The 24358-nt window shown below is 41.2% G+C and carries 24 protein-coding genes; 11 read left to right on the top strand and 13 right to left on the bottom strand.

Translation table 11 applies throughout. From position 1 onward, the window contains the following. Nucleotides 1-16: 16 nt before the first annotated feature. The 4 genes from EV695_RS10275 to icmF form a co-directional block, all read right to left on the bottom strand. Nucleotides 17-811, bottom strand: a complete 795-nt coding sequence (locus tag EV695_RS10275) for an ABC transporter ATP-binding protein (RefSeq protein ID WP_131905831.1) — start codon at nucleotides 809-811, stop codon at nucleotides 17-19. Beyond that, entirely contained in the window at nucleotides 811-2793 is a 1983-nt protein-coding gene (locus EV695_RS10270) for an AMP-binding protein (protein ID WP_131905830.1), read from the bottom strand. The genes EV695_RS10275 and EV695_RS10270 overlap by 1 nt, the downstream gene beginning before the upstream one ends. A gap of 193 nt (nucleotides 2794-2986) precedes the next feature. Then, on the bottom strand, nucleotides 2987-3835 hold the full coding sequence (locus EV695_RS10265) for a 3-hydroxybutyryl-CoA dehydrogenase (RefSeq protein ID WP_131905829.1): 849 nt from the start codon (nucleotides 3833-3835) through the stop codon (nucleotides 2987-2989). 63 nt (nucleotides 3836-3898) lie between these two features. Further along, nucleotides 3899-7159, bottom strand: coding sequence for a fused isobutyryl-CoA mutase/GTPase IcmF (gene icmF / locus EV695_RS10260; protein ID WP_131905828.1), 3261 nt, complete (start codon nucleotides 7157-7159; stop codon nucleotides 3899-3901). Nucleotides 7160-7586: 427 nt separating this feature from the next. Here icmF and EV695_RS10255 point away from each other — a divergent pair, with 427 nt between their 5' ends. The 10 genes from EV695_RS10255 to EV695_RS10210 all read left to right on the top strand — a co-directional run bounded on the left by EV695_RS10255 (nucleotide 7587) and on the right by EV695_RS10210 (nucleotide 18428). Then, nucleotides 7587-8000: a MerR family transcriptional regulator gene (locus tag EV695_RS10255; protein ID WP_131905827.1), complete on the top strand. Its 414-nt coding sequence runs from the start codon at nucleotides 7587-7589 to the stop codon at nucleotides 7998-8000. A 229-nt stretch (nucleotides 8001-8229) separates the two neighbouring features. Next, complete coding sequence (locus tag EV695_RS10250) at nucleotides 8230-9393, top strand: isovaleryl-CoA dehydrogenase (protein ID WP_131905826.1); 1164 nt, start codon at nucleotides 8230-8232, stop codon at nucleotides 9391-9393. A gap of 126 nt (nucleotides 9394-9519) precedes the next feature. Continuing rightward, nucleotides 9520-10701 (top strand): acetyl-CoA C-acetyltransferase, encoded by a 1182-nt coding sequence (locus tag EV695_RS10245; RefSeq protein WP_131905825.1) that lies wholly within the window; start codon nucleotides 9520-9522, stop codon nucleotides 10699-10701. 3 nt (nucleotides 10702-10704) lie between these two features. Continuing rightward, on the top strand, nucleotides 10705-11841 hold the full coding sequence (locus tag EV695_RS10240; protein WP_131905824.1) for an acyl-CoA dehydrogenase family protein: 1137 nt from the start codon (nucleotides 10705-10707) through the stop codon (nucleotides 11839-11841). A gap of 29 nt (nucleotides 11842-11870) precedes the next feature. Then, on the top strand, nucleotides 11871-13481 hold the full coding sequence (locus EV695_RS10235) for a carboxyl transferase domain-containing protein (RefSeq protein ID WP_131905823.1): 1611 nt from the start codon (nucleotides 11871-11873) through the stop codon (nucleotides 13479-13481). A 25-nt stretch (nucleotides 13482-13506) separates the two neighbouring features. Further along, nucleotides 13507-14298 (top strand): enoyl-CoA hydratase/isomerase family protein, encoded by a 792-nt coding sequence (locus tag EV695_RS10230; RefSeq protein WP_131905822.1) that lies wholly within the window; start codon nucleotides 13507-13509, stop codon nucleotides 14296-14298. Nucleotides 14299-14304: 6 nt separating this feature from the next. After that, nucleotides 14305-16341, top strand: a complete 2037-nt coding sequence (locus EV695_RS10225) for an acetyl/propionyl/methylcrotonyl-CoA carboxylase subunit alpha (RefSeq protein ID WP_131905821.1) — start codon at nucleotides 14305-14307, stop codon at nucleotides 16339-16341. 24 nt (nucleotides 16342-16365) lie between these two features. Further along, on the top strand, nucleotides 16366-17262 hold the full coding sequence (locus tag EV695_RS10220; protein WP_131905820.1) for a hydroxymethylglutaryl-CoA lyase: 897 nt from the start codon (nucleotides 16366-16368) through the stop codon (nucleotides 17260-17262). A gap of 130 nt (nucleotides 17263-17392) precedes the next feature. After that, nucleotides 17393-17977: a DUF2889 domain-containing protein gene (locus EV695_RS10215; protein WP_131905819.1), complete on the top strand. Its 585-nt coding sequence runs from the start codon at nucleotides 17393-17395 to the stop codon at nucleotides 17975-17977. Between the two features lie 82 nt (nucleotides 17978-18059). Continuing rightward, a complete protein-coding gene (locus EV695_RS10210; protein ID WP_131905818.1) occupies nucleotides 18060-18428 on the top strand; it encodes a histidine triad nucleotide-binding protein in 369 nt (122 codons plus the stop codon). A 30-nt stretch (nucleotides 18429-18458) separates the two neighbouring features. Here the strand turns inward: EV695_RS10210 and EV695_RS10205 are convergent, their stop codons facing one another. The 5 genes from EV695_RS10205 to EV695_RS10185 all read right to left on the bottom strand — a co-directional run bounded on the left by EV695_RS10205 (nucleotide 18459) and on the right by EV695_RS10185 (nucleotide 21303). Next, nucleotides 18459-18800, bottom strand: a complete 342-nt coding sequence (locus EV695_RS10205) for a GNAT family N-acetyltransferase (protein ID WP_207907041.1) — start codon at nucleotides 18798-18800, stop codon at nucleotides 18459-18461. A 307-nt stretch (nucleotides 18801-19107) separates the two neighbouring features. Beyond that, nucleotides 19108-20112 carry an NAD(+) diphosphatase gene (gene nudC, locus EV695_RS10200; protein WP_131905816.1) on the bottom strand — a complete coding sequence of 335 codons (1005 nt, stop codon included), beginning with the start codon at nucleotides 20110-20112 and terminating at the stop codon, nucleotides 19108-19110. Between the two features lie 41 nt (nucleotides 20113-20153). Beyond that, the gene (locus tag EV695_RS10195) at nucleotides 20154-20507 is read right to left on the bottom strand and encodes a DHCW motif cupin fold protein (protein ID WP_131905815.1); all 354 of its coding nucleotides are present in this window, start codon (nucleotides 20505-20507) and stop codon (nucleotides 20154-20156) included. Further along, nucleotides 20497-20940: a hypothetical protein gene (locus tag EV695_RS10190; protein ID WP_131905814.1), complete on the bottom strand. Its 444-nt coding sequence runs from the start codon at nucleotides 20938-20940 to the stop codon at nucleotides 20497-20499. The genes EV695_RS10195 and EV695_RS10190 overlap by 11 nt, the downstream gene beginning before the upstream one ends. 108 nt (nucleotides 20941-21048) lie before the next feature. Then, nucleotides 21049-21303, bottom strand: a complete 255-nt coding sequence (locus tag EV695_RS10185) for a MetJ regulator of methionine regulon (RefSeq protein ID WP_131905813.1) — start codon at nucleotides 21301-21303, stop codon at nucleotides 21049-21051. 289 nt (nucleotides 21304-21592) lie between these two features. Between EV695_RS10185 and EV695_RS10180 the strand changes: the two genes are divergently transcribed. Next, on the top strand, nucleotides 21593-22096 hold the full coding sequence (locus EV695_RS10180) for a hypothetical protein (protein WP_131905812.1): 504 nt from the start codon (nucleotides 21593-21595) through the stop codon (nucleotides 22094-22096). Between the two features lie 83 nt (nucleotides 22097-22179). Here the strand turns inward: EV695_RS10180 and EV695_RS10175 are convergent, their stop codons facing one another. The 4 genes from EV695_RS10175 to EV695_RS10160 all read right to left on the bottom strand — a co-directional run bounded on the left by EV695_RS10175 (nucleotide 22180) and on the right by EV695_RS10160 (nucleotide 24056). Next, on the bottom strand, nucleotides 22180-22506 hold the full coding sequence (locus EV695_RS10175; RefSeq protein ID WP_131905811.1) for a hypothetical protein: 327 nt from the start codon (nucleotides 22504-22506) through the stop codon (nucleotides 22180-22182). An 84-nt stretch (nucleotides 22507-22590) separates the two neighbouring features. Then, nucleotides 22591-22827 carry a DUF5062 family protein gene (locus tag EV695_RS10170; protein WP_131905810.1) on the bottom strand — a complete coding sequence of 79 codons (237 nt, stop codon included), beginning with the start codon at nucleotides 22825-22827 and terminating at the stop codon, nucleotides 22591-22593. Between the two features lie 125 nt (nucleotides 22828-22952). Beyond that, nucleotides 22953-23618, bottom strand: a complete 666-nt coding sequence (locus EV695_RS10165) for a cold shock domain-containing protein (RefSeq protein ID WP_165874677.1) — start codon at nucleotides 23616-23618, stop codon at nucleotides 22953-22955. Nucleotides 23619-23720: 102 nt separating this feature from the next. Next, entirely contained in the window at nucleotides 23721-24056 is a 336-nt protein-coding gene (locus tag EV695_RS10160; protein ID WP_131905808.1) for a hypothetical protein, read from the bottom strand. Between the last annotated feature and the right edge of the window lie 302 nt (nucleotides 24057-24358).

Here is a 24358-nt window from a genome sequence, read left to right as displayed (position 1 = left end):
TTGAGTTAAAGTTATATTAGTCATCATGACTCACCCCCAAATATGCATCAATTACGGCTTGGTCATTACGCACCACATCCGGCGTTCCATCTGCGAGTTTGCAACCGTAATCAAGCACTACGATTCTGTCTGATAAGTCCATCACCACGCCGATATCATGTTCGATTAAGGTAATGGTTGTTCCGAATTCATCATTAACATCCAGAATGAAGCGACTCATATCCTCTTTTTCTTCGAGGTTCATGCCGGCCATTGGCTCGTCTAATAACAATAGCTTGGGCTGAGCAGCTAATGCTCTACCTAACTCAACTCGTTTCTGCATACCGTAAGGCAGTCTGCCTACAGGTGTTTTACGAATGGCTTGAATACCAAGAAAATCTATGATGTGTTCAACGCGTTCACGGAATTCTAATTCTTCTCTTTCAGCAGGGCCTTTCCAGATTGCCTGCAAAAAGATATTGGTTTTCATGTGTGTGATACAGCCCGTCATCAAGTTGTCCAGTGTCGACATTCCTTTAAACAAAGCGATGTTCTGGAAGGTACGAGCTACACCTTGTCTTGCTACTTGATAAGGCTTCATCGATTCGCGTTTTTTGCCACGGAACCAGACTTCACCTTCTTGAGGATGGTAGAAGCCGTTAATAACATTCAGCATCGAGCTTTTACCGGCACCATTCGGACCAATAATCGCGCGTATTTCACCTTCTTTGATGTCAAAACTGATATCAGTAAGGGCTTTTACACCACCAAATGATAACGATATGTTTTTAACTTCAAGTAATGTGTCACCAATTCTATTATCTTGATCCATTAGTTTGCCCCCTTGGTTGCTGGGGCAGGGGTATATGTTTCTGCCTCTTGTATTCTGAGTGTTGCCTCGATAGATCCTTTACGGCCGTCTTCAAATGCAACTTCGGTATTGATGTAGCAATCCTTTGAGCCGTTATATAAAGCGTCTATCAATACACTGTACTTTTCAGCAACAATACGCCTTCGGACTTTACCTGTACGAGTGAGCTCGCCATCATCAGGATCGAGTTCTTTATGCAGTATGAGGAAACGGTGTATTTGAGATTTGGACATCAAACTATCGGTCGATAGATCTTTGTTTACTTGCTCGATGCTTTCTAACATCATTTTGTAAACTTCTTCATGACCTGCCAATTCTTGATAACTCGCGTAGCCCACATTATTTCGTTCAGCCCAGTTACCAACCGCTTCTAAATCTATATTGATAAACGCGGTGCAATGATCTTTACCATCGCCAATAGCTACGACTTCTTTAATGTGCGGGAAGAATTTCAGTTTATTTTCAATATACTTCGGCGCAAACATAGTGCCGTCAACAAACTTACCTACATCCTTGGCACGGTCGATAATTTTTAGGTGGCCATTATCAGCGAAGTAACCAGCATCACCTGTAAGAACCCAGCCTTCTTCATTTTTGGTTTCTTTTGTTGATTCTTCATTTTTGTAATAGCTGTGGAAGACGCCAGGTCCACGGTAAATTACTTCACCATCGTCATTCACTTTTACTTCAACGCCGGGGGCAGGGATACCAACAGTATCAGCGAATATTTCGCCATCGGGTTGCATGGTGATAAATACAGCAGCTTCTGTTTGACCATAAAGTTGTTTGACGTTAATTCCTAATGAACGGAAGAAGTCAAAGATTTCAGGCCCGATAGCTTCACCAGCTGTATAAGCTAAGCGTATTCGGCTGAAACCCATGGTGTTTTTTAGTGGACCGTAAACCAGAATATTTCCTAACCAATACAAGAAGCGTTCTTTGGCTGTGACTTGCTTACCATCAAGCATGTCAACACCGGTTTTTTTGGCAACGCCCATGAAGTAATTAAACATTTTCTGCTTAAGCTTACTGGCATCATGCATTCTGATGGTTACAGTGGTTAAAATGTTTTCGAATACTCGTGGAGGAGCAAAGTAATAAGTAGGGCCAATTTCTCTTAAATCGGTAGCTACTGTTTCGGTACTTTCTGGACAGTTAACACAGAATCCGGTGACATACGCTTGTGCGTAAGAAAAGATGTGATCACCAACCCAAGCCATTGGTAGGTAAGAAACGATTTCTTCGTTTTCGGTTAAATTGTCAAACTTAACACTGTTTCTAGCAGTAATCAGAATGTTGTTATTGGTCATGACAACGCCTTTCGGCTTGCCCGTGGTTCCTGAGGTATAAAGGAATATGCCTATGTCTTCGCCAGAACCTTTATTGACTTCCTGTAAAAAATAATCAGGGTTTTCTTTGGCGAATTCTCTTCCAATATCTTGAAGTTTTTCAAAGTCATATAAATGAGTTTTGTCATAATCTCTTAAACCACGGGGATCATCATAAATGATGGTTTCCATGGCTGGGCAGCTGTCATAGATCTCAAGCATCTTATCTACTTGTTCCTGATCTTCTACCAACGCAAAACGCACTTCTGAATGATCTAATACATATTGAATTTCATCAGCGACTGAATCTTGATAAACCGGAACAGGTATTCCGCCTAGGCTTTGTGCCGAACACATACCCCAATAGAGGCGAGGGCGGTTATTTCCCACTATCGCTAGTTTGTCTCCTCGTTTGAATCCCAGAGACGCTAAGCCATTAGCTAATGCTGCTATTTCTTCTGCGGCTTTTGACCATGTCCATGATTGCCAGATGCCTAAATCTTTTTCACGGATGGCGTCTTTGTTAGGACGCTTTTTGGCATGATCCAATAATAGTTTTGGGAAGGTATCTAAATCGTTATTAATCTTATTTGTTTCTATGGGGGTGTCTGCCATTCCCAGAGCTCCTTCTCAATGTCCAAATGATGGGTTTGATATTTGCGAGACCTTTTTAGCGGGTATTGGTCTTTCTAATTGTTAGATTTTTCTGCGCTTTACAACTGGTGCTACATTACGTTTACGTAAAGGTAATGTCCAGTGAATAAATCGTCTGTAATCAGTATTTTATTAATACTGATTTGAAACAGTATTAATATTCGTAAAAGCCTTGGCCGGTTTTTCTTCCAAGATAGCCTGCATCAACCATTCTGGTTAATAACGGGCAGGGACGATACTTGGAATCACCCAAACCTTCGTGTAAAACTTTCATGATTGAAAGGCAGGTATCAAGCCCAATTAAGTCTGCTAAGGCGAGAGGTCCCATTGGGTGAGCCATGCCTAACATCATGATTTCATCGATTGCTTCTGGCTTGGCGACACCTTCGTAGTATGTGTAGATTGCCTCATTGATCATTGGCATCAGAATTCTATTTGAAACAAAACCAGGGCTGTCGTTACATTCAACGGGTACTTTGCCGATTTGCTTAGACAGTTCTTCAATAGATGCATAGGTAGCATCATCGGTTTGTAGGGCACGAATAATTTCTACCAGTTTCATCACAGGCACTGGGTTCATGAAATGCATGCCAATTACTTTCTCAGGGCGTTTTGTTTCTCTGGCGATTCGAGTCAGCGAGATTGATGACGTATTGGTTGCCAGGATCGCATCAGCTTTACAGATCGCATCAAGCTTTTGAAAAATCTCTGATTTGATTGCAAGGTTTTCACTTGCAGCTTCAACGATTAAATCGGTATCAGAAAAACTCTCTAATGAAACAGTTGTAGTTATTTTACTTAGGGTAGTTTGCTTGTCTTCATCGGTAATTTTTTCTTTTTTGATAAGACGATCAAGGCTATTAGCAATCGTTGCAACACCTTTTTCTAATTGTTCTTCACTGATATCTTGTAGGATGACATCAAAACCTGAAGCAGCAAATACCTGTGCAATTCCATTTCCCATTGTTCCAGCGCCAACAACGCCAACTGTTTTTATTTGCATCTTAATTTTTTGATCCTTTGGAAAGTGTTTATAAAATAAGTAAAAAAACTAAATCAGTTGTAGTTACATGTTTCTTCGATATTGTCCGCCAACTTCAAATAAGGCATTGGATAGTTCGCCCAGAGAACAATGTCTTGCAGCTTCCACAAGTTCAGCAAAAATATTGCCGTCGTTGATTGCCGCATTTTTGACTCTTTCAAGTGCTTCTTTGGAATGTTCGCTGTGTAACTTATTAAAGCTGCGTAATCGTTTGATTTGGCTGTCTTTCTCATCGTCAGTAGAACGTGCCAATTCAATCGTGAATTCTTTATTACCTTTAGGGTTCAAGAAAGTATTCACGCCAATAATAGGGAGACTGCCATCGTGTTTCTTATGTTCATAAGACAGTGACTCGTCCTGAATCTTTCCACGTTGATAGCCTGTTTCCATTGCACCTAATACGCCACCACGTTCTGAGATTCTTTCAAATTCAGAAAGCACGGCCTCTTCAACAAGTTCAGTTAGCTCTTCTAGAATAAATGCCCCTTGGTTAGGATTTTCATTCTTGGCCAGTCCCCATTCGTTATTGATAATGAGTTGGATCGCTAATGCACGTCTTACTGATTCTTCTGTAGGTGTCGTAATCGCTTCATCGTAGGCATTGGTGTGTAAGCTGTTACAGTTATCGTAAATAGCGATCAATGCCTGCAAAGTAGTACGGATATCATTGAAGTCCATTTCTTGCGCATGCAGAGAACGTCCAGAAGTTTGAATATGGTATTTGAGTTTTTGGCTCTTCTCATTTGCGCCATATTTGAAACGCATAGCTGTAGACCAGATACGACGGGCTACGCGTCCCATTACGGTATATTCCGGGTCCATACCATTACTGAAGAAGAAGGATAGATTTCCAGCGAAATCATCTATTTCCATGCCTCTAGCTAAATAGGTTTCTACATAAGTGAAGCCATTAGAAAGCGTGAACGCTAATTGTGATATCGGGTTAGCTCCGGCTTCTGCGATATGGTAGCCAGAAATTGAAACAGAGTAGAAATTACGAACACGGTTATGAACGAAGTATTCTTGAATATCTCCCATCATTTTCAGTGCAAATTCAGTAGAGAATATACAGGTGTTTTGACCTTGATCTTCTTTAAGGATATCTGCCTGAACCGTTCCTCGAACATTTTCTAGTGCCCAGGAGCGAATTTCCTGAAACTCTTCTTCTGTCGGTTGGCGTTTATTTTCTTTTTCAAATTTTGCAATTTGTTGATCTATTGCAGTATTCAAAAACATGGCCAATATCATTGGGGCAGGGCCATTGATGGTCATTGAAACTGAGGTTGTTGGATTACATAAATCAAATCCATCATACAACGCTTTCATGTCATCAAGTGTGGCAATCGATACGCCTGAGTTACCTACTTTTCCGTAAATATCAGGACGCTCATCCGGATCTTGACCATATAAGGTAACGGAATCGAATGCAGTAGAAAGTCTTTTTGCATCAGAGTGTTCCGAAAGCCTCTTAAAGCGATTGTTAGTTCTAAAGGCGTCGCCTTCACCCGCAAACATTCTTGTTGGATCTTCGCCTTCGCGTTTAAAAGGAAAAACGCCAGCGGTATAAGGAAACTCACCTGGAAGATTATCCAGCAATAGCCATTTTAGAATCTCACCATGGTCTTCATACTGTGGGAGTGAGACTTTGGGTATTACAGTTCCCGAGAGTGTCGTGTAGGTTAGGGCGGTGCGAATTTCACGGTCTCTAATTTTTACGACATATTCTTCAGCTGCATATTTCTCTTTAGTTTCCGGCCAGAGCTCTAATAGTTTCTTTGCTTTAGGGTCTAAAGCTTCTTCGCGTTTTGTAATTAAACTATCTAGATTTTTAGAATCCGCTTTTGCTTCTCTCAGCATTCTCTTAGATTCAATCAGCTGTTGTCGCTCACGCGCAATTCTCGCTTGTATGCGCACTGTCTTTTTGTAGTCTCTAACGGTTTCTGCGATTTCTGCGAGGTATCTTGTTCTTTCAGGTGGAACGATGACTGAGTTTCCAGAGGATTTTCTTATGTCTGATTTAGGTAAGACATCTTCTTCAACAGGGAGCCCAAGCTCTTGTAATTTATCCAGTAATCCATGATAAAGCGCAGTAACACCATCATCATTAAAACGTGCGGCGATCGTGCCAAACACTGGCATTTCTTCTGGTGGTTGCATGAATGCTTCTTGGTTACGCTGAACCTGTTTGCACACATCACGGTAGGCATCTTCTGCGCCTTTACGGTCAAACTTGTTAATTGCAACGAGGTCTGCAAAATCCAGCATGTCGATTTTTTCTAACTGACTTTGCGCGCCAAATTCAGGCGTCATAACATATAAAGAGGCATCTACAAGCGGTACGATTGCAGCATCACCCTGGCCAATGCCGGGTGTTTCTACTATAACCAGATCGAAACCGGAAATTTTGCATGCGGCAACAATGTCGCCAACCACATCAGGTATTTCACCGATAGAGTCTCTGGTCGCAATAGAACGCATAAAGATGTTTGGGTGTTCAATCGCATTCATACGGATACGGTCGCCCAATAAGGCACCCCCCGTCTTACGGCGGGTAGGATCAACTGCGATAATCGCAATTTTCAAATTGTCTTTCTGACCAAGGCGGAAACGTCTGATGATTTCATCGGTGAGTGATGACTTACCTGAACCACCTGTTCCGGTAATACCCAGTGCAGGAACAGGTTTATCTAAATTCTCTGCTGTTTCAAGTATTTCAGCTTTAAAACTATCTTCTATGGTGTTGTTTTCAAGTGTCGTAATCACTCGGGAAAGGGCGCGCCAATCTCCCTCTAATAATGGTCCGATTTTTTTCGGTGATAATTCTCCCGGGTCGAATGAACTGCGCTCTATCATGTCGCTAATCATTCCTTGTAGTCCCATTTTCTGACCATCTTCAGGAGAATAGATTTTAGTTACACCGTGTTTCTCCAGTTCTTTGATTTCTTCCGGAACAATAACGCCACCGCCACCTGCAAAGATACGTATATCAGCAGCATCTTTTTCCTTAAGCATGTCGACCATGTATTTAAGGTATTCAACGTGACCACCTTGATAAGAACTGATTGCAATACCCTGGACATCTTCTTGGATCGCAGCATCAACAATCTCGGCAACAGAGCGATTGTGACCTAAATGAATAACTTCTGCGCCGGTAGATTGAAGGATGCGACGCATAATATTTATCGCAGCATCATGACCATCAAATAAACTAGCGGCTGTAACAAAACGCACTTTGTCTGCTGGCATAGTTTTAGCTAACGTATTGCTTTTGTTGGTTTTAGTCATGAATTCATCCTGAAAAAATTGCGGGTCTTAAGGTGAGCCTTAAATCTGTTTTGTAATGGATTTGCTCAAATAGGTGACTTAAGTTATATTACGTTTACGTAAACGTCAACATATTTCAATCTAATTTTTATGTTCTACTAATTGTAGTAGGAGTAGTTTGAAAGATTCTCATATAACAGTATGATTGCTAATAATTTTATCCAGCAATAAAGATGATGGCTTTGGCTTTTCTTTATTTAATTGTTGCATAGATAACGTGCATAGATAACGTGCATAGATAAAGTATAGAATAATTAACTGAAAACATTGATGCGAAATTGATGCGAACAAAGGGTTGTGAATATTGCAGGCAATAGAGCAGTATACGCAGCGTAAAAATAGTGCGGTTAATCGCACAAGCCAACTATAAAACTAAATAGGAAGATAGATGAGTAAGGAGCCCGATTTCAAGACTTATACCATATCTGATTTGTCCAAAGAATTTGATGTAACACCACGAGCTTTGCGGCTTTATGAAGAGTCTGATTTATTAAGCCCCAAAAGGGAAGGCAATAAACGCATCTATCTAGAGCGTGACAGAGTTAGATTAAGACTGCTGCTGCGTGGTAAAAGATTAGGCTGCACCTTGTCTGAAATTAAAGATATTTTTGATTTGTATGAAACTAAGTCTGGTGAAAAAGGGCAGATATTGCTGCTTCTGGAAAAGATGGATGCAAGAAGAAAGAAACTACAAGTTCAAAGACAGGATGTGGATTTAGCGTTAGAAGAGATCGAAAGAGTGTACCAAAAGGTGCGTAAGTCTCTAGATGAGATCGAAGCTTCTGAAAAAGAGAAAATTTAGAGTAATCTTCCTGTCTTTAAATTTCAGCTCTATCTAGTTGTTAATTGTTCTTAAATTAACACACCCCCCTACTTACAGCCGTTTTTATCAAATGATTTAGACGGTTTACCATTAAAATTTATCGTGAATGTCTGTGCTTTTCTAGTTGACGTTTACGTAAACGTAATATATCTTGCCTTTCACATATAAATAACAAGACCAAACTTTATTCTATTTTTAAGGATGCGAGATGATTCATTACCCAACACTTAATTTTGACCTTGGTGATACTGCAGATATGTTACGTGATGTTGTGCGTGATTTTGCGGCAAAAGAGGTTGCTCCACTGGCGGCAGAGATTGATGTCTCTAATGAATTTCCCAACCAGCTATGGCCAGTTTTTGGTGAGATGGGCCTATTAGGCATCACTGTTCCTGAAGAATACGGTGGAAGTGATATGGGTTATTTGGCGCATATCATCGCGATGGAAGAAATCAGCAGGGCATCAGCCTCAATTGGCTTGAGTTACGGCGCACATTCCAATCTTTGCGTGAATCAAATCAACCGAAATGGTTCAGAAGAGCAAAAGAAGAAGTATCTACCCAAGTTGATCAGTGGCGAATATATTGGTGCGTTGGCTATGTCAGAGCCAAATGCCGGATCAGATGTTGTCAGCATGCAGTTAAAAGCTGAAAAGAAAGGCGACCGATACCTGCTGAATGGCACAAAAATGTGGATTACAAATGGTCCCGATGCGGATGTGATCGTGGTCTATGCAAAAACAGATCCGAAAGGTGGTCCCAAAGGAATTACTGCCTTTCTAGTAGAAAAAGAATTTGGCGTGAAGACTGCGCAAAAGCTGGATAAATTAGGCATGCGTGGTTCAAACACGGGAGAATTAGTGTTTGAGGATGTAGAAGTCCCTGAAGAAAATATCCTTGGCGAACTTGGTAAAGGCGTTAATGTTCTCATGAGTGGTTTAGATTATGAGCGCGCTGTGTTGTCAGCTGGACCAACTGGAATCATGCAGGCCTGTATGGATGTGGTTGTTCCTTATATACACGAGCGTAAACAATTTGGTCGTGCCATCGGTGAATTCGAACTGATGCAAGGCAAAATGGCCGATATGTACACCACCATGAATGCAACCAAAGCGTATGTATATGCGGTCGGTAAAGCCTGTGACCGTGGTGAAACCTCTAGAAAAGATGCAGCAGGCGCAATTCTATATGCGGCGGAAAAGGCGACCTGGATGGCGCTTGAAGCGATTCAAACACTCGGTGGAAACGGATATACCAATGAATACCCAACAGGTCGTTTGTTGCGTGATGCAAAGCTCTATGAAATAGGTGCAGGCACGTCTGAGATTCGCCGTATGTTAATAGGTAGAGAATTATTTAACGAAACAGCTTAAGTGTCTGTTTTGTAATTATTATTTTATACATTAAGTTTAATTGTAAGTAACAATTTTATTCGATTTACGTTAAACAGATTTAGTAAGCTTGTTTAACTTTACTCATAAATTATTTGGAGATTAGCGATGAATGACCCAGTAGTCATCGTAGGTATAGCCCGCACCCCAATGGGCGGTTTTCAAGGTTCATTATCTGATGTGCCAGCAACTGAGCTTGGCGCAACTGCAATAAAAGCAGCAGTTGAAAGAGCAGGAATCAGCGCAGAAGACGTACAAGAAGTAGTTATGGGTTGTGTACTCCCCGCAGGGCTAGGTCAAGCACCAGCTCGCCAGGCAAGTTTAGGCGCAGGTCTACCATTAGCTGCAGGTTGTACCACCGTCAATAAAATGTGTGGCTCTGGAATGAAAGCGTCGATGTTAGCGCATGATTTAATAGCAGCAGGTACCAACGACATAATGGTCGCAGGCGGCATGGAAAGCATGTCAAATGCGCCATACTTATTACCAAAAGCGCGCAGCGGAATGCGTATGGGACATGCCCAGGCTATAGACCACATGTTCCTCGATGGATTGGAAGATGCTTACGATAAAGGTCGTTTGATGGGAACCTTTGCCGAAGATTGTGCAGACAAGTACGAATTCACCAGAGAGTCTCAAGACGACTTTGCAATCACTTCTTTGAAGCGCGCTCAGGAGGCAACTACCTCTGGTGCTTTTAAGGCTGAAATTGCACCAGTCACTATCAAATCCAGAAAAGGTGAGACGGTTGTTGATTCTGATGAACAACCATTCAATGCCAATTTCGAAAAAATTCCAACATTACGTCCAGCTTTCAGAAAAGATGGAACAGTAACCGCCGCTAACTCAAGCTCTATTTCTGATGGTGCAGCAGCGTTAACCATGATGAAGCAAAGCGAGGCTGAAAAGCGAGGTCTCAAGCCTCTTGCAATTATTCGCGGTCACAGTACTTTCGCACAGGAGCCAGCCTGGTTCTCAACAGCCCCTGTTGATGCGATGAAAATATTATTAGAAAAAGTCGGTTGGTCATCAACTGATGTTGACCTCTATGAGGTGAATGAAGCCTTTGCCGTAGTTACTATGGCGGCAATGCATGACCTTGATCTGTCTCCAGAAAAAGTAAATATACACGGTGGTGCTTGCGCGTTAGGTCATCCTATTGGAGCTTCTGGTGCCCGCATTCTGGTTACTTTAATTTCAGCGTTACAGAGAGAAGGTCTTAAAAAAGGCATGGCGTCTCTGTGTATCGGTGGTGGAGAAGCGACGGCAATGGCAGTGGAGTTAATTTAAGTCATGATTCTGTCTCAAGAACAAAAAATGATTCGTGACATGGCTAGAGACTATGCTCAGTCACGACTTCTGCCGAATGCTGAAGAGTGGGATAAAACCAGTCATTTTCCGGCACAAGAACTTAAAGAAATGGGTGAGTTAGGCCTTTATGGTATGACAATGCCCGAAGAGTGGGGCGGTTCAGATATTGATTACGTCTCGTTCGCTTTAGCTATTGAAGAGATTGCAGCGGGTGACGGTGCATGCTCAACCATATTGAGTGTTAACAACTCGGTAGTCTGTGGTCCTTTACTTAAGTTTGGTAGTGATTTCCTAAAAGAAACCTATCTAAAACCATTGGCGTCAGGTGAGAAGTTAGGCTGTTTTTGTTTGACTGAACCTCAAGCAGGTTCTGATGCTTCAGCTTTAAAAACCAAAGCAGTAAAGGATGGTGACAGCTACGTGATTTCTGGAACCAAACAATTCATCACATCGGGTAAATATGCTGATGTGGCTATTGTCTTTGCGGTAACAGATCCTGAAGCAGGCAAACGCGGAATCAGTGCTTTTGCAGTACCTACTGATAATCCTGGATACAAAGTAGCATCCCTGGAAGAAAAAATGGGACAGCATGCTTCTGACACCGCACAAATCTTTTTTGATGATTGCCGTATTCCTGCTGACCACTTAATTGGTCAAGAAGGTGAAGGCTACAAAATTGCATTAAGTAATCTGGAAAGTGGTCGAATCGGTATTGCCGCACAATGTGTTGGTATGGCTCGAGCAGCTTACGAGGCTTCATTACAGTATGCAAAAGAACGAGAAAGTTTTGGAAAACTTATTCAGGAACATCAAGCTATTAGTTTCCGCTTGGCTGACATGGCAACTCAATTAGAAGCGGCACACTTAATGGTGATGAATGCTGCTGAACTGAGAGATGCCAATCTACCTTGTTTGAAAGAAGCCTGTATGGCGAAGCTTTTTGCCTCAGAAGTGGCAGAAAAAATATGTTCTGATGCCATTCAAATTCATGGTGGATACGGCTACCTCAAAGATTTTCCGGTGGAGCGTATCTTCAGAGATGTTCGTGTTGCTCAAATCTACGAAGGTACTAGCGACATTCAGCGCATTGTTATTGCACGACAGATAACAGCAGAATAATAGAAAGTAACAGGAGTTCCATAAATTACATGGGTGTTATTAAAAGTAAAATAAATTCACGATCTGAAGGCTTTCAACACAATCATAAGTTGATGCAAGAAGTCGTTGCAGACTTGCGTGAGAAAGTCGCCCAGATTTCTTTGGGTGGCAGTGAGAGTGCGCGTGAAAAGCACTTGAGCCGCGGCAAATTACTTCCTCGTGAACGCATTCGTGTACTGCTCGATGTTGGATCACCATTCCTCGAAATTTCACAATTCGCAGGCTATGGTATGTACGGGAAAGATACCATTTCAGCAGGCGGCGTTGTTGCAGGCATCGGTCGCGTAAGTGGTCAGGAATGTATGATCGTCGCAAATGATGCAACGGTAAAAGGTGGAACCTATTATCCGATTACGGTTAAAAAGCATCTTCGTGCACAAGCTATCGCTCTGGAAAATAATTTACCCTGTATCTACCTTGTCGATTCTGGTGGTGCGCATTTACCCAGTCAGGATGATGTATTTGCTGACAGGGAACACTTCGGTCGCATCTTTTTCAATCAGAGCAATATGTCAGCTCAGGGAATTCCACAAATTGCTGTGGTAATGGGATCGTGTACAGCAGGTGGTGCTTATGTACCAGCGATGTCTGATCAAAGTATTATTGTAAAAAATCAGGGAACCATCTTTTTAGGTGGCCCACCCCTGGTCAAAGCTGCGACGGGAGAGGTTGTAAGCGCGGAAGATTTAGGCGGTGCTGATGTGCATTCGAGAACTTCGGGTGTTACAGACCACTACGCAATGAACGATTCCCATGCACTGGGAATGGCTCGCGAAGTGGTCAGCACCCTGAATCGGAAGAAAGATCCAGATGTTGTGATCAAAAAATCAGTCGATCCTTTGTATCCGATTGATGAACTATATGGAATTGTCCCCAACGATTTGCGCAAGCCTTACGATATTCGTGAAGTCATTGCGAGGCTGGTGGATGGCAGTGAGTTTGATGAATTCAAACGTCTCTATGGAACAACATTGATTTGTGGTTTTGCACATATTCATGGCTACCCAGTGGGTATTGTGGCGAATAACGGCATTCTATTTTCTGAGTCTGCACTCAAAGGTGCTCACTTTATTGAATTATGTTCCAAACGCGGAATACCTCTTGTTTTCCTTCAAAATATCACTGGATTCATGGTAGGTAAAAAATACGAAGAGGGTGGCATCGCCAAAGACGGCGCAAAAATGGTAACTGCCGTTGCCTGTGCCAAAGTACCCAAGTTCACAGTGGTTGTGGGCGGTAGTTTTGGTGCCGGTAACTATGCGATGTGTGGTCGTGCTTACGGCGGTAGATTCCTCTGGATGTGGCCAAATGCACGTATCTCAGTCATGGGTGGCGAACAAGCGGCGAGTGTTCTGGGACAAGTGACTAGAGATTCATTAGAAAAACGAGGGAAACAATGGTCAGAAGAAGAGGAAGAGGCATTTATGAAGCCAGTGCGTGAGCAGTATGAAACGCAAGGTCATCCATATTACGCCAGCGCCAGACTTTGGGACGACGGTATTATCGATCCGGTCGACACCCGAAAAGTGCTTGGCTTGGCAATATCAGCTTCTTTAAACAAGCCTATAGAAAAGACCGAGTTCGGTATTTTCCGAATGTAATCACCTTTCAGGATGTAATGGAAAAATGTCTAATAGCTCACTTACACTAAATAAAGATGCTCGAGGTGTTGTTACCTTAAGCATCAATCGTTCTGAAATTCACAATGCGTTTGATGATGTGTTGATTGCAGAACTCATCGAAGCGCTAGACAGCGTCGAAAATGATTCTGAAGCGCGTGTACTGATTTTACAATCTGAAGGAAAGAGTTTCTCAGCAGGGGCAGATTTACGTTGGATGCGCCGTATGGCGGATTACACCGAAGCTGAGAATAAAGCGGATGCGATGGAATTAGCCGCTTTAATGAAAAAACTGAATACATTAAATATCCCAACCATTGCCAGAGTACAAGGTGCTGCTTTTGGTGGCGGTGTTGGATTAGTCGCGTGTTGTGATATCGCGATAGGCTCGACTAAAGCGCTATTTTGTTTATCTGAGGTTCGTCTGGGTTTAATGCCTGCGGTAATTTCACCCTATGTAGTTAGAGCCATGGGTGAGCGCCCATCACGCAGATATTTTTTAACCGCAGAACGCTTTAATGCAGAAGAAGCACTACGCGTGAATCTTTTACATGACGTAGTAGAAGAGAGTGAACTCGATACTGCAATCGAAGACATCACAAAAAACCTGCTCAAAGGTGGGGGGTGTGCTTTAACTGCAGCAAAAGACTTAATATTTGCCGTTACTTCACGACCAACAACCGATGAGCTAATAGAAGACACTGCAGAACGAATTACCAAGGCACGAGCTTCGGAAGAGGGTAAGGAAGGACTAAACGCATTTCTTGAGAAAAGATCGCCTAACTGGATAAAAGACTAGAAACTTATGTTTGATAAAATATTAATAGCCAATCGTGGTGAGATCGCTTGTCGAATTGCCCGTACTGCACGAAGAATGGGAATCGCTACAGTCGCCGTATACTCCGAGGCTGATGCTAATGCGATGCACGTTAAAGCGTGTGATGAAGCCTATCTAATTGGTCCAGCACCAGCAGTTGATAGTTATTTACAGGCAGATAAGATTCTTGAAGTTGCAAAAAAATCAGGTGCTCAGGCTGTGCATCCCGGTTATGGCTTTATGTCTGAAAATGCAAGCTTCTCCAAAGCCTGCAAAGATGCGGGAATCGTATTTATCGGCCCACCTGAATCTGCGATTATTTCTATGGGTTCCAAAAGTGAAGCCAAAATAGTCATGACAGAAGCGGGTGTGCCATTAGTACCCGGTTACCATGGCGATGATCAAAGTCTGGAAACACTGAAAAAAGAATCAGATGGTGTAGGTTTTCCACAGCTCATCAAAGCAACCGCAGGTGGCGGTGGTAAAGGCATGCGTGTCGTTACAAGCAGTGATGAGTTTGAAGCGGCTTTGACTTCCTGTAAGCGCGAATCGAAAGCGTCTTTTGGTGATGACAAGGTATTAATCGAACGCTATCTAACTGCACCACGTCATGTGGAATTACAGATATTCGCCGATACCCACGGTAATGCAGTGCATGTGTTCGAACGTGATTGCTCGATTCAACGACGCCATCAAAAAGTCATCGAAGAAGCACCCGCACCGGGAATGACAGAAGAGTTACGTGCAGCGATGGGTAAAGCTGCAATTGATTCTGCCAAAGCAATAAACTATGTCGGTGCAGGGACGGTTGAGTTCTTGCTCGATACGGACGGCAGTTTCTTCTTCATGGAAATGAATACCCGTCTGCAAGTAGAACACCCAATCAGCGAAATGATTTCAGGTCAGGATTTAGTTGAATGGCAGTTCCTGGTCGCATCCGGCGAGCCGCTTCCGTTAACTCAGGCAGAATTGAAAATTAATGGCCATGCGTTCGAAGCACGTATCTATGCAGAATCACCAGAGAATGATTTCTTACCTGCGACAGGCACATTGGAATACTTAAAAACACCCGATGCTAACGCACATATACGCGTAGACACGGGTGTACAACAAGGTGATGAAGTCAGCGTTTACTATGATCCGATGATTGCCAAGCTAATCGTTTGGGACAAAGACCGAGACAGTGCCTTACGCCAAATGAAATCCGCATTACTGGATTATCAAATACTCGGTTTAAGTACCAATTTAGAGTTTCTTTCAAAACTGTTTTCAGCGCCTGCTTTTGCCAAGGCAGATCTGGATACAGGCTTTATAGAAAAGAACGAAGCGGATTTATTTAACGATAAAGACGCTAAAAAGAATTCACCTCCAAGCGAGGTAATGGCGCTAACCTGTTTGTATGAATTATTGCAAACCAAGGCTAAAGCCAAAGTTGTTCAGTCAGCCACTGCTGATCCTTTTTCTCCTTGGGGGATCGGTGATGGCTGGCAACTTAATCAAGATAACTTTAATTCAGTCGATTTAGAGTTTAATGGAAACCCATCTCGAATTATCGCGCATTATCGTGGGCAGGGTTACGAGCTCGAATTAAATGCTGACCAAGATCAGGGCGGTCAACATGTAATGATTTCAGGTACGATGCAAAATGACAATCTGTTAACCGCTGAAATCGATGGCCGTAAACTGAGTGCTGTATTTGTCAAGAAAAATCAACAAATTAGCATATTATTTGAAGGTCGTGTATGGATTATTACTGTGCATGATCCGCGTATGGATGCGATGGAGAATGAAGGTCAGGCAGGTGGTTTAGTCGCACCAATGCCAGGTGCTGTTGTCGCCGTTGAAGTAAAAGTTGGTGATGAAGTCAAAGAAGGTGATTCTCTGGTAGTCGTTGAAGCGATGAAGATGGAACACAGCATTCTTGCACCCAAAGACGGAACAGTAAAAGAGATCTACTTCGGTGTGGGTGATCAGGTCGAAGACGGCGATGAGCTATTGAGCCTTGATGATAAGGCCGCAGATTAACAAGGTATCGATAAGGTAAAAATAATGTCACTACCTAGCAAAGTAAAAATTGTCGAAGTCGGTGCGCGTGATGGTTTGCAAAACGAATCAACGCCCGTTTCTGTCGACGTTAAAATCAGCCTCATCGAAAAATTAGCCGATGCCGGTTTACCCGTGGTTGAAGCTGCGAGTTTTGTTTCGCCGAAATGGGTGCCGCAAATGGCTGGCAGTGTTGACGTCTTCAAAGGCATCAAACAAAAAGCCAATGTAAATTATCCGGGACTTGTTCCTAATATCAGAGGTTTAGAAAGCGCACTTGAATCTGGCGTTAAAGAAATTGCCGTATTCGCTGCTGCATCTGAATCTTTCACGCAGAAAAATATCAACTGTAGCATTGAAGAAAGCATTAACCGTTATACCGAAGTCATTGAAAAAGCACTAGAAAATGACCTCAAAGTACGTGGCTATGTTTCTTGTACTTTAGGTTGTCCTTATGAAGGTGAAATCGCATCAGAAAAGGTTGCGGAAGTATCCAAACGTTTAAGTGATCTGGGTTGTTATGAAATTTCACTGGGCGACACTATTGGCACAGGCACACCGATAAAAGCTAAGCAGATGATTGAAACGGTCGCTAAGCATATACCGATGCCACAACTGGCAGCACATTTTCACGATACTTATGGTCAGGCTTTGGCAAACCTGTTTGCGGTGCTTCAGCTTGGCGTCTCGACCATCGATAGCTCGGTATCAGGTTTGGGTGGTTGTCCGTATGCAAAAGGTGCTACTGGCAATGTCGCCACCGAAGACGTGATCTATATGCTCAACGGTATGGGGATTGAAACCGGTGTTGATCTGGATAAATTACTCGAAGCAGGGCGCTTTATCTCCGATCAATTAGGGCGTAAACCGAATTCAAATGTTGGTTTAGCTCGGTACGTTTAAGGTCTTAAACCGTTGAATGCCAGAACATATAAATCATAAAAACGTATTAAAAACAAATCTTTAATGAATATATCTTTAAAAAACATAACCTAATAACAAACAAATAATCTGATAAGCATCGAGGGAGAACATGCCATTACCTAATCCCGTAGAACGTAAAAAATTACACGATCGAAATATCCATTGTGAAGGCTTTAAACGTGCGGATGGCTTATACGATATCGAAGCTCGGCTTGTGGATATTCGTACATTCGATTGCAGTTATGATGAAGAACACCGAGGCGGTTTAATCAAAGCAGGTGAACCCGTTCATGATATCTATTTACGAGTCACATTAGATTTAAGGTTTGAAATTCAAGACGTCTATGCCGCTTCTGATGCGACCCCTTTTAATGTATGCCCCAAAGCAACCTCTGCGATGAAAGCGTTGGTCGGTTTAAGAATTGGCTCGGGTTGGGTAAGAGAAGCAAAACAACGCATCGGAACAGACATCAGCTGCACCCATTTAATGGACCTGTTACGACCCATTGCGACCACCGCGTATCAAACGATGTACGCAGAGATAGAAGAGAAAGCCAGGAAGAAACCTAATCGTGGCAAGCCTGCAATTATCGGCACGTGTTTGGCAATGGCAGCAGATGGCGACGTGGTTATGAAGCGTTGGCCACAATTTTATGAAAAAAATGACGAGACACAGAGCGAGCCAACAGACTAGAATCCACGAAGTGCTTTTATTGAAAACAGTATTGAAAGCAACATTTAAACCCCGTCTTTAAAGATGTAAATTGGAGATCAAAATGAGTTACGACACAGAAAATATATTCGCAAAAATCCTTCGTGGTGAAATACCTTGCGACAAGGTATACGAAGACGATTACGCACTCGCGTTTAATGATATTTCACCGCAAGCACCGGTGCATGTGTTGGTAATCCCAAAAGGTGAATATATCTCGTTTGACGATTTTTCATCAACCGCACCAGCTGAAGAAATTTCAGGTTTCTATCAGGCCGTGCAAACAGTCGCCACTCAAATGAAGTTACAAGAAGACGGTTACAGAGTGCTATCTAATATCGGTGCAAACGCCCATCAGGAAGTCTTGCATTATCACTTACATATTCTTGCAGGTTGTGATTTAGGTCGAATGGTGAAAGCAGGGCTGGTTTAAAGTTATCTGATTCAATCAGCTGGTGAAATATTATTTGATATCTTTACGAAAAAAGGCCCTGTAAAAGCCATCTTCAAATTTTCGTTCGAACTCTATATAGCCGAGCTTAGGATACATCGATAAGTTTTCCGTCATTGCTTCGTTTGTGTAGAGTTCAACGGCTTTTATATTATGGTTAAGAGCGGTAAGCTCGACGTGTTTGATCAGTCTTTTTCCTATACCTTTTCCTGATTGAGAAGGTAGGACTGCTACATTTTCCAGGTGCAGGTGGTTTTCTTTTTTATAAAACACTACGTACCCAGAAAAAGATGATTCGTTATATGCAACACTGACATGCCCAAGCTCAATTTGACGGGCGAAATCAGCTATCATAGGTGCAGGTTCTTTACCGATTCTTTCAATGTATTTTGTGTATGCCTGACGAGCGCAATCTTGTATATCGACAAGGTCATCAAGTGTGGCTATGCGGATTTTGATAGTAGTATTTCCATATTCAAAAGTTCTAATTGATTAACGCGTCCAGCTCTTTTGTAAAAAATGCCTCAAAGTAGGGGGGTGTGAATTTAACTCAAAGAAGCAAATAAGAAAAAGCCGTATTTACAATAAGCCACCCCCCCACTTATAGGCACTTTTTATCGTTACTTTGTTATCACAAGTGCAGACTGATTGCAGTTAGATATTATACTGCTATCGTTGATCTAAATGCTTTAATCGTTATACCCGTTTGCGCCTGAAACCAATCATTGATCAGGCTGTGAGATATCGAAAATTCGGTGGATGGGTATAACGAACCTTCAATCATTTTTTGTTTCATTTCATCTGCGGTTAACCACATCGCATGTTCAATATCATCCTGTTCCAATTCAAATTCGAATGAACACGCTTCGGCGGTATAACCCAGCATCATGGAGTTAGGGAAGGGCCAGGGTTGTGAAGAATGATAATTGATGTTTTCAACGGGAATATTCACTTCCTCCAACACCTCACGTTCGACCGCTTGTTCCAGCGTTTCGCCCACCTCGACGAACCCTGCTAAAACAGAATACATATTTTCCGGCCAGTTTTCCTGACGCGACAATAATATTTTATCGTCCTTGGTCACGCGCATAATCACCGCAGGATTAATGCGAGGGTATTCGATATGCGAACATTCCTCATTGGTGCATTGCTGCACGCTTCCACCTTCTTTAATCTCAAGGGCAGAGCCACAACGCGTACAAAAACGGGTCGTAATGTGCCAATGGTTTAACAGAGTTGCATAGGAGTAAACCGATGCCAGTTCAGGATCAATCTCTCTAGTAATCGTTCTAAGAGAGAGTCTCTCAAAACTCTCAGGAGTAATCGTTTTGACGTTATCAAGGCGATCAATAATAGCGTGGAAGAGGGTGCTTAAATCCTCTTCGGCGACATTGGTATTCACTAAATACACAGGTGTGCCATCCGTCTTTTTAATGCCTAGTAGCAAAGGAGTCATCGCGGAATTTAAAGCATAAAACTGATCATAAGAAAGAATCAGCGGAACGCGGTTAACGGTCACAATGCTATGACCATTTAAAATCAGGTATTCAGATCGGGTGTCGGCTAATTGAGCCGCCAGCCACTCGGGGTCTTTGCGCCCATGTGCGGAACGGTCTAACGGTTGAGCCGTATAGGTGTTTAACAAAGAACGGTGTAGGTCATCCATAACTGCTGTGTACTGATTTTAAAAGGGTATATTAACACCTGTTATTCTTTTAATTTTAGAAAGTCACCATCAATAATTAAAAGATGAACGCCTTTTTTCGTGATTGACCGATGCGAACTTAGTCCATCAGAAACAATATAAGACATACCCTCTGTTAGCACCGATTTAGTACCATCTTTTAATTCGTTAATGACTTCACCTTTTAAGCAATAAACGATATGTCCTTTTTCACACCAATGGTCAGCAACATAGTTTTCTGAGTACTCTACATATCTAACTCTTAAACCGTCAAATTGCATAGTCTGCCAATATGCAACTCCTGTCGTTCCAGCGTGTTCTGTCCGGGGAAGGCTTTTCCAGTCAATGTTTTGAAAGGGGATGTTTTTATTGTTCATGTGACATTATTTTATTTAAATAAAACTTGTAAGCGACTGATTGCAAAATGATAGGTAAACCGAAAAATGCGGTATTACGTACATCATTAGAGAACGAAGCATTAGGCATAGCAACGAATAACCCAACAATTAGGCACACAAATATTGAAACGCCTAAGTACATTAGAATGTTGGGTTTTTGACTTTTTTCTATTATTTTACTTATTGGCATGCCGATAAAAAGCCAACCTAATAAGGATATGAATAGATAGATGGTTAGACCGATAAGAATGGCCACGATCCATTTAAACACGACAAAGATAAAATTAAGAAAAGGGTTATCTGCATCCGAAGAAAAACCGGTTTCCACGCCATAAACAATCATAATCAAAATAGCATAGGGGCAAATTAATAAGATTGCGGTAATACAGGCTTTCCATCTTTGTTCTAGCATAAATATTATTCACTTAGTTACGTAAAGACTTGCAACAAAGGTAGTTAGCTTAACCTCTCTTTGTTCAAGATTTTTTTGGTCATTATATGCGAATAAAAGATGGCACTCTTAAATTTTAAAACCAATAATAAAAAGTATGATACCGACATATAAAGCCAATGCAGAAATCGCATTTGAAGATATTTTTCCTAACAATAAATCATGAGTACCTTTGTAAGTACCTCTAATTACAAGACCTAATCCACCAGTGAATCTATAATTATTTAAATCGATGTTACCTTCTTCATCAGGTAGAAAACGTAAGTAGCCGAAGAGTATAGAAATACTCCCCGCTATTAATAATAATATTTTAAAGCTTTCCATAATTTCACATAGCTTTTCATAATCTCACACAGTGTTCCAATATCATAAAAGATCCATACAGATACTGATAAACACAGAGATGCATATCTTACTACTCTTCTTACTACTCTCCCAAAGCTTGCTTAAAGCGTATCTTCAGTTTTACACACGCTAACTACCTTTAATCAGCCCAATTCGTGTTACAGCATACATTCATATAGAGTAACCAAAACCCCTGTAAAATTAGTCATAACGGTTAGCTAAACGTATAAAAATAAACCCTAGCCAAAGTTTATGATAACCAAAAACAATGAAAAAACGATCCCTTATATTATCAGTCTCATTACTATTATTATCCTCTGCCTTTTCATTAAAAGCGGCACAGGATTCGGCCGAAATCAATATTAGTACCAGCGTAGATGAATATTTGAATTTCATAGGATCAGCTGCGGGTGCATCAAAATATTTTACTGCCGATGAAATTCAGCCGACAGGAAGCTCAACGTCAGGACCAAGACTCTCTTTAGGAACCCTGGGTCTAGAATCTAATCACCCCGGAGATTGTGATATAGCGTTTTCTGCAAAAAATAATTTTAGATTACGCCATACCGTAAGCAATGAACGTTTAACGCATTTTCGCTTATTGTGGAAAGGTGAGGGCATGAGTGGCAATCCTCTTCGTACCAATAAATTAACCTTGCCATGTAATAGCAGTTTATCAACAATCAACTTTCAGGCTGTTGCGTATTTTAATCCAAACCCTCAAGCAGGTGTCTATCAAGATATTGTGACGGTAACTGTAACCACGCAATAGCTCTATTCCTCATTAAAAAATAAAAAAGGCACCCCCGTACTTACAGGCACTTTTTTATGCTTTTAAAACGCCCGTTTTATCTGTTAGTCACAAAACACCCAGATGCTTTTTTGTTCGTTAAATGCCTTTTCGAAAACAACTAACAACTGCTTTAGTTGCTGAGTTAATTCTGTATTTTTAGAAATTAGCGTTTTTATTTGGTGTGTTTCACCGATCAGAGTCTCTAGTTCTTCAGCACTAAACTTAGTATCCTTGTAATAATCTTCTAGTCTTTTGAATAGAGTAAATTTTCCTTCGGGTAAACCAAAGTGCTCGAAAAGTAAAATATGAGACTGCAAATCAAAAGATGCATCTGCTCTTTGATAAGTGGCTTCTTTTCGGTTATTTCCTATGTGAAAATCTAGTGACATTTATTTAACTATCGTCATATACGTAGCGTCTGCTCAGTAACAAAGTGCGAGCGCGAACGTATCGTTTACGATGAAGCAATTTTTCTACTTTAGCTTTGATGCCCATATGGCTAATCTGTGCTTCATTGTTACCTGAGATATCTGATCTTGAGGGAGAGGTTGTATTACTTTGTCAAATACCAACAGGTGATAGATAAATTCGATTTTTAATGCCGCCGAATCTGTGGGTTTAAATTCAACAATGTCTCTTTTTTCCGCATATTTCATTCCTTCAGCGATTGCTTTTTTTACTAATTCCTTCTCATTCTTTAGTTTCTTCATGCTTAGGAAATGTCCTCTAACGATAATTGGGTTTACGTATATTTAAGTTGTTGTACGCCTCGATAAAAGGCGAGCTTGCGAGTCCAGCACAACGTGTTTTTGTTGTGCGTTTATTAATGGCCTTGTTAAATGAGCGTTTGCACGATCCAATTCAAGACTGAGTAGCCACCAAATAAAGAAGTGCCAACAATCAAAGTAAATGCCCCCAAGCAACCTCCACTTTTATTTGAAGAATGATTTTTTTCTTGTCTAGGGTTATTTCTTAACCATTGTACGTGGCAAGCATTACAATACAAATGCGTAAAACCTCTATTCCAAGCACTAATCGTTCTCGTATCGTAGCGTTCAATTTTTTTACATTTAGTACAGTTAAATGAACTGTTCTTAGGCTTCTTTTCGCGACCTAGCAGAATAAGAGCAATAACAGCTGGAATACCAAATATGATAGAACTTTCAACGCTATTTGATTTGAAATATGTATACGCAGTAAATAACAATGAAGTTATTAGCGTTAAAATTAATATGTAATCAAAACTGTTTTTGGTTTTAGGTTCAACTTGATTATGCTCTTGATATTTATTTGCTTTCGTTAAGCTATTAATTGCAACGCTAGATGCCTTTAATCTATTTTGGTTATCAGTTTTTGAAGTAAATACAACTGTGTCTCCAATTTCTGGTCTTCTACCTTTCGTAGTAAGACTAGAAATATGGAAAAAAACTTTTTGACCATCTTCTGATGTAATAAAACCAAAACCTTTATCGTCTTTCCACTGACTAATTTTTCCATTCATATTACGTCCAGACTCCATTCTCGATTAGGTAATTTAATGCCTTGCTCAGCGGAAAAATACAAGCGCGAGCGAGTAGTTTTTCCGATTAAGCAACTTGTATGGTTAAAATGTAACATCTGATATAGCAAACATTTTCCATCCTTCGTTTGTTTTTGTGAAGGCATAAAATGCATCGACGTATTCGATGATCGAGCCATCTTTTTTTCGACGAATAGATGATGCAACTGCATGTGCTTGTTTTTCGTTAGCTGCTGTAACCTTGAATTCCCAATCACTTGTGTGATCCCAACCCTTCTTTACCTTCAGCTGTTGCGGGTCAATTGGATATCTATCATGCATAGATACAGAACCGTTTTGTATATGAGCAATTGGATATTTAACTATTCTGTCTATCATCGCCATATCGTTATTTGAGAAGCCTGGTACATAGTAATTCATATATGTATCGTGAACTTCCTTCATATGTTTTTTTGTATCCATGTTTCCCTCTTTATGTTGTCATAACACCTTGTACAGTGGAAAAATGCGAGCGGTAGCTAGTCTTTTTTCCGCTGATGTAACTTGTTAGGTGATAAGTTAATTTTCATTAAAAATAAATATTAACAGAAGTTACTAAGCAAAGAATTAATTAACCTAACGACAGTTTGAAACAACACCATTTGTAACCGAATGTATTTTAAATGTGAAACTAATAAACTCTTTCCAGAATAGAGAAAATTTAAACGTGGCGCTGTTTTAAA

This window comes from Cocleimonas flava (genome assembly GCF_004339015.1).
Classification (GTDB): domain Bacteria; phylum Pseudomonadota; class Gammaproteobacteria; order Thiotrichales; family Thiotrichaceae; genus Cocleimonas; species Cocleimonas flava.
Note: the sequence above shows the minus strand (reverse complement) of the source record. Positions and strands in the feature narration are given on the sequence as shown.